The sequence below is a fragment of the Albidovulum sp. genome (assembly GCF_049646345.1).
GTDB lineage: Bacteria > Pseudomonadota > Alphaproteobacteria > Rhodobacterales > Rhodobacteraceae > Albidovulum.
Map to the genome: position 1 here is coordinate 1 of NZ_JBARVQ010000253.1, position 4,553 is coordinate 4,553.

At 67.5% G+C, this 4,553-nt stretch carries 4 protein-coding genes; 1 reads left to right on the top strand and 3 read right to left on the bottom strand.

What is annotated here, in order from left to right; genetic code table 11:
• The coding region (locus tag WBB85_RS05995) for an FAD-dependent oxidoreductase (RefSeq protein ID WP_432637722.1) at window positions 1-346 on the top strand (346 nt) is incomplete at its 5' end.
• Here the strand turns inward: WBB85_RS05995 and WBB85_RS06000 are convergent.
• The 3 genes from WBB85_RS06000 to WBB85_RS06010 form a co-directional block, all read right to left on the bottom strand.
• Entirely contained in the window at window positions 331-3,111 is a 2,781-nt protein-coding gene (locus WBB85_RS06000) for a DUF2339 domain-containing protein (RefSeq protein WP_432637723.1), read from the bottom strand. The two genes, WBB85_RS05995 and WBB85_RS06000, sit on opposite strands and share 16 nt — an antisense overlap.
• Before the next feature lie 78 nt (window positions 3,112-3,189).
• A complete protein-coding gene (locus WBB85_RS06005) occupies window positions 3,190-4,215 on the bottom strand; it encodes a YcjF family protein (RefSeq protein ID WP_432637724.1) in 1,026 nt (341 codons plus the stop codon).
• Window positions 4,212-4,553, bottom strand: a 342-nt coding sequence (locus WBB85_RS06010) for a GNAT family N-acetyltransferase (RefSeq protein WP_432637725.1), incomplete at its 5' end; no start/stop codon positions are given. The genes WBB85_RS06010 and WBB85_RS06005, both read right to left, overlap by 4 nt.

Below are 4,553 nucleotides of genomic sequence, written 5' to 3' on the forward strand. Positions count from 1 at the left end.
CGCGGGCATCGTCCATATCGGCGACGCCGCCCCCCGCGCCTCGCCGCCGCGTGGGCAGGGCGCGAACATGGCTGTGCGGGATGCATTGGCACTGTCAGTGGCGCTGGCATCGGATGCGGACAATCCGCTGGCCGCCTATGCCGCCATGCGGCGCTGGCATGTGCGGATTTATCAGGCGATGAGCCGCGCCTTCACCCCGCAATACCAATCCGACAGCCGGGTCTTGCCGCTGCTGCGCGACCACCTTCTGGTGCCTGTTTCGCGCATGCCGCCCATGCCCGCATTTCTGTCCCGGCTGGTCGGCGGCGATTTTCTACCGCCGCTGGCGGGTCACCCGTTCCCCTGATCCTCATCCCCCTGCTGCGCCATGGCCCAGCGATTGAGAAAGGCGAGCCCCGCCAGCGAGAGGCCAAGGGCAAGGAAGGAAAAGACCCGCGTTAGCCCGGAGAGGCCCGAGATGTCGATCAGGAAGACCTTGGCAATGGTCAGCCCGATCACCCCCATTGCGATCCGGCGCAGGAATTGCGAGCGCCGGGCGATGGCCTGATAAAGCAGGGCCGCACCGACGGTCATCAGCGCAACGGTGTAGCTGTAAAGCTCATACTGACTGATCCCCGGCAAAGAGATATCCGCGCCACGCCAGAACCGGCGGATTTCCAGCACGGCGTAAAGCGCCAACAACCCCGCCCCGATCCCCATCATCCCCCAGCGCAGCCAGCGGTCCAGATGGCCAAGCCGCGTGAGGGCCGCCAGCAGCAGAAGCCCCGGCAGTGCATAAGCCACCAGCAGCGTATCGAGCAGAAGCGGGCCATGGACCAGATCCTCGCGTCCCCCCATCAGTCCGAAAAGCGGATTGGCGGGCAGCACGGCGACAAGAAGCCCGCCGAAGCCCAGCAGTCCGGCCACCGCAGCGATCCCCCAGCGCAGCCAGCGCAGGGCACCACCCAGTTGCAGCCGGTAGAACTGGGTCAGCATCAGGATCAGCCAAGGCAGCGCATTCAGTGTCAGCGACCAATGCGTGATCAGCCAGTCGCCGCCCAGATCGACCAGTTGCCGAGTGATCAGCACATTGGCGAAAAGTGCTGCATAGGCCGCCCCCGCGCTTTCAAGGAAAACCCGTGCGGCACGCCGCTCCAGCCCGGCGATCAGCCAGAGCCCCGCCGCCATCGCGGCAGCGGCACCGCCGTAGGAGGCGATGACCTCCCACAATGCCGCGTCCTCAACCGCCCAGATCATGCCGGGGTCGATCACCAGCCGCCATGAGAGCACGATGACACCGGCCTGAATGAACCAGCCCATTTCGGACAGGCGGAAGCGCCGGTCGAGCCATGCGGCGGCGACCACCAATGCCGCGAGTGCCAGCGTCAGGGCGCCCTTGGTGGTCAGGAGGAAGAGCGCGAGCGCGATCAGCGAGAGCGCCGAAAGGGTCGCATAGGCCGCCCGGCGCATGTCGCCCTGATCGGCCCGGGCGAACGTCGCCGCCATCCCGACCATGAGTGCGGCCAAAGCGATGACATGCAGCGCCCAGCCATAGGCCCCGATCACGGCTGAGGGGGCCCAGAACAGCTCCAACACCAGGGCCGCCAGGGGTGCCACCAGCGCCGCACCTGCAGCCCAGAAAGGTTTCAGCCGCCCGGCCCCGTTGCTCGCAACGGCGGCCATCATCGTCATGGCCAGCGCCAGGCCCAGCAGCAAAGCCGCCGTCATCGGCGCGGCGGTTTCAGGTTCGCGCAGATGGGTCGCCTTGGCCGCGAAGTCGCGGGCGAGCGGCCAGCGGTCCATCCCCTCGAAGCCAAGGCGGAGCAGATAGGCCGCAGCGGGCAAGAGCGTCAGGTCGGACAGGGCGGGCGCGCCCTTGGCCGACCAGATCGTCAGGGCCAGCGTCAAGGCGGCAAGGCAAAGGAAGACAAGCGTGCTTTCCGCCGCATTGCCGCTCGGCAGGAAGAGCAGTGCAACACTCGTCGCCGCGACGGCGCCCCCGGCCAGCAAGGTGGGGAAGATCGGCCGATCCTTGCGGCCCGAGCGGATCATCCCGATCACCATCGCGCCATCATGGTCCGGCATCCCCCGCGCCGGAATGCAGATCGCCAGTGCCGCCAGCGCCACAAGCGTGAAGCTGAACCATCCCGCCCCACCGGTCCCGGCCAGAACCATGGCGCTGCCTGTGTAACCGAGCACCAGCGCCAGCACCGAGACCCAGGCCCAGCGCCGGATCGTATCGACGGCAAGCCCAGCCCCCGCGATCAGGGCGAAGTAGCCGTAAAGCCAGTAAGGCGCGTCGCTGCTGCCACCCACGACGAAAGGCGCAGCGGCGGCGCCGATCAGACCGACGGCGGCGAGGAACGGCCCATAGAACCAGCCCAAAACGACGGCCAGAAGAGCGGTTGCGACCAGCCCGGCAAAGGCCGTGCCCGATCCGATCAGGTCGTAAAGCTGACGCGCGGCCAGCACGCCACCGAAGATCGACACCAGCCCCCCACCGGAAAAGGTCGAGGGCAGATAGGCAGTCGCGTCATTCTCACTGTCACCCCAGCGGCGGCGCACCCATTCGCCCGCGCCGATCAGGGCAGCCCCAAAGAGGATCGCCGCCATCACCCGCACCGGCGGTGGCAAGAGGCCGTTCTCGATCCCGTACTGGACAAAGAAGATCCCGGCGAGCGCCAGCGAGATCGCCGAGACCGCATAGACCCAGTTCACCTTCAGCCATTCGCCGAGCGCCGATACGCGCGGCGGGGCCGGACGGGCGGGACTGATCGGCGGCGCGTCTGCGGCATTGCCGGGCAACCATGGGCCGCTGGCGGCGACCGGCGCTGCGGGTTCCTCCACGCGGGCGGGTATTTCCGGCGCACGGGGCGGTTCGGGTGCGGCCGGGACCTCGGGTTCAGCAGTGGGCGGTTCCGGCACATCCGCCTGAAGAGTGGCAGGTCCGGGCCGCTGCACGCCCCGCTCCAACGCGGATCGCAGCTCTGCGTGCTGGGCTGCGACATCCCGCTCTAGCCCGGCCACACGCCCCTTGAGTTTTGACACCGCAACCAGAAGCACGATGACAGCAATGGGCAAAGCGAGCACCGCAAGAACCGCGATCACCCCCAGGAATTCCAGCCCGTTCATCTTGTGTCCCTTCCCTCATGCTGCCCGTCTGCCGGGGCGAGTCGCCCTATTCATAGCCAAGGACGGGCGAGAAGGAAGTCAGGATTTCCCGCCAGGGCCATCCCCTTTGGCGGCCCCGAAAAGCCCGGCGAGCCCCCGACTTACCAGATTGGTGACGCGCGGTTTGGGAAGGGTGACGAAGGGCAAGGGGCGGCAGACCTCAATGGCCGCGACCCCGACACGTGCGGTCAGCGCGCCATTGATCACCCCTTCGCCAAAGCGGCGCGAGAGCTTGGACAGCAGCCCGCCGCCTGCGACCGACTGGATCAGATCGTCGCCCACGGCCACGGCCCCGGTCGCGACCAGATGGGTCAGAACCGTGCGCAACAGCCGCCAGCTTCCAAAGGCCCCCGCCCTTCCACCATAGATCTCGGCAATTCTTCGGATCATGCGCAGATTGGCGATTAGGGCTGCTGCCACGTCGGCCAAAGCCAAGGGCACGATGGCGGTGACCATCGCGACCTGCCGCGCCGCTGCTTCGATCTCGGCCCGCGCGGCACGGTCCATGGGCGTCATCAGTTCGGTCTCGGCCAAAGCCAGAAGTGCATCGGCGTCGAAGACATCGCCGCGCCGCTCGGCCAATCGCGCCCGGCCCCAGGCGGTATCCTCGCGCTTCGCATAGAAAGCTGCAAGGCCGTCAACCACCCGCCCCGCCGCTGTCAGGTCGCCCGATCCCGCTGCTACAACTGCCGCCGCATGAACCCGGTCAAGTCGCGCCAGACGGGCATAGGCCGCCCATTCGTGCAAGGCGATCAGAAGGGCCGCGAGGACGACAAGGCCCACCAGAATCGCAGCGATCCAGCCCAGAACCGGGTTCGCCGCCAGCAGCCCCTCGACAAAGCGCCAGGCGGCAACCGAGATGACGAAGCCCAAAAGCGCTGTCGCAGAGCCCCAGAAGAACCGGCCGAGCCGCGAACGCCGCCGCGCACCAAGGCCGATCACCGCCTGCATCGCCCGCCCCTCACCCGGCGCAGGCACCACATCGGGCACCGGTGGTGCCCGGTCGGGACCTTCACTCGCGGGGGCCTCCATCTCTATCAGGAGCGGCCCTTTGGGTTTGCTCATCGACCATCTCTCCTGTTCTCAACCAGCCTTACATCGGGCAGGCGCTCGTCATTGCGCGCGCCATCCGAGCGTTCGGCTTCGACGAATCCCTGTGCTGCGTAGAACCGAAGCGCTGCATCATTGGCCTGAAACGTCCAGAGCGAGAGCGGACCCGCCCCGACGCGGGCCGCGGCAAGAAGCGCGGATCCGATCCCCCTGCGGCGCGCGCCCGCGCTCACGTATAATGCGTCGACCTCACCTGCACGATGGGCAAGAAACCCCTCCACCACCGGCGTGCGGGCCACGTGAACGGTATGACTGTTCAGAAGGCCTGCAACAAAGGCGCGGTCCTGCGACCG